Raw genomic sequence first — 1,240 nt, 5'->3', positions numbered from 1 at the left:
GAATCATATAGGTTAAAACTAAGTTCTTCTATTTGATTAGGTATATTAATTTGAAAAAGGCCACAGTTATTATTTCGTTTTTTCTTTCATTTGGTACGGTATCTTGTTTCAATAACCATTCTGCTACCCCAATTAAGATAACTGGAATCAATACTTCATCCATAAGTCGTTAGTATAATCATTGAAGTAAGGTAGAGCCATAGAATAGCCCAAATCATCATTGCTTCTATTACTAAAGTTTCTACATGTTTCATTCCCTTTCTTCTTTTTTATTGTTATCTTTATTGATTATGAGTTTGCCATTACTAATTTATACATAACAAAAAAACTGCTTATTGTTTTTTTATTTCATACCTATCTGAAGGTATTATTATTACATTAGTCTTAATTTCTATATTTTGGTCCTCAAAAAAATTTCAACAAATAATCCTATTATCAATACATGATTTTACATAAAAACGTGTATCGCGAATCCTATTCCACTAGGGTTCTTTTTTTATACCGGTGTCCAATACATGATTTCGTGTTATAATGAATGAAATCATGTATCCGTTTTGTGAGAGGAGAGACCATTTCAATGAGTTATAATGTACAACCATTACGAACGCAGCAAGAAATCAACGACTTTTTATTCTGTTTAAGACGCAACAAAAACGCCGAACGCGACGTTTTCTTGTTTTTGATCGGCATTAATAGCGGTTTACGCATGTCTGATATCGTGAAATTAAAGAAAAAAGACGTGATTTCCTCGAAAAACCCACGTATTGTGGAGCAAAAAACCGGAAAAACACGCATTTTATATTTAAGCAGCCTGCAGGAGTTGATCCAGGACTACACGAAAGACCTGAAGCCAGAAGATTATTTGTTTGCCAGCACCACCGGTGGCCATTTAAAGGTCAATACGGTGTATCAGATGTTTCAAAAGGTCGCCGCATTATTAGATCGGGACGATATTGGCACGCACACGCTGCGCAAGACATTTGGTTACCACTATTACAAGAAAACCAAAGACGTGGCTACACTCATGGAAATCTTCGGTCACAGCAGTGAAAAAATCACGAAGCGCTATATCGGGATCAATGAAGATGAAATCAGTGAGACTTTGTTGAATTTCAGATTAGGTTTTTAAATTTTGAGTCCTTTCTAGCTCCTTTTACCAACTATAATTTAGATGTAAAAGGATTTTATTGCTATGAGATCAGTATTATAAAGACTTTTGATAGTGAATCTTCTAGAAATT

Annotated in this window: 1 protein-coding gene and 1 pseudogene; one reads left to right on the top strand and one right to left on the bottom strand. The window is 34.0% G+C overall.

The annotated features are described in order from the left end of the window. Positions 1-28 precede the first annotated feature (28 nt). Positions 29-209, bottom strand: a pseudogene (locus tag BM057_RS12015) (hypothetical protein); the annotation flags it as partial. A gap of 368 nt (positions 210-577) precedes the next feature. Between BM057_RS12015 and BM057_RS11480 the strand changes: the two are divergent. Then, positions 578-1,129 carry a tyrosine-type recombinase/integrase gene (locus BM057_RS11480; protein ID WP_092093910.1) on the top strand — a complete coding sequence of 184 codons (552 nt, stop codon included), beginning with the start codon at positions 578-580 and terminating at the stop codon, positions 1,127-1,129. Positions 1,130-1,240 lie beyond the last annotated feature (111 nt).

The sequence above is a fragment of the Pisciglobus halotolerans genome (assembly GCF_900113675.1).
GTDB classification, from domain to species: domain Bacteria; phylum Bacillota; class Bacilli; order Lactobacillales; family Carnobacteriaceae; genus Pisciglobus; species Pisciglobus halotolerans.
The sequence above is the reverse complement of the archived record's forward strand: the minus strand, read 5'-3'. Positions and strand labels throughout refer to the sequence as shown.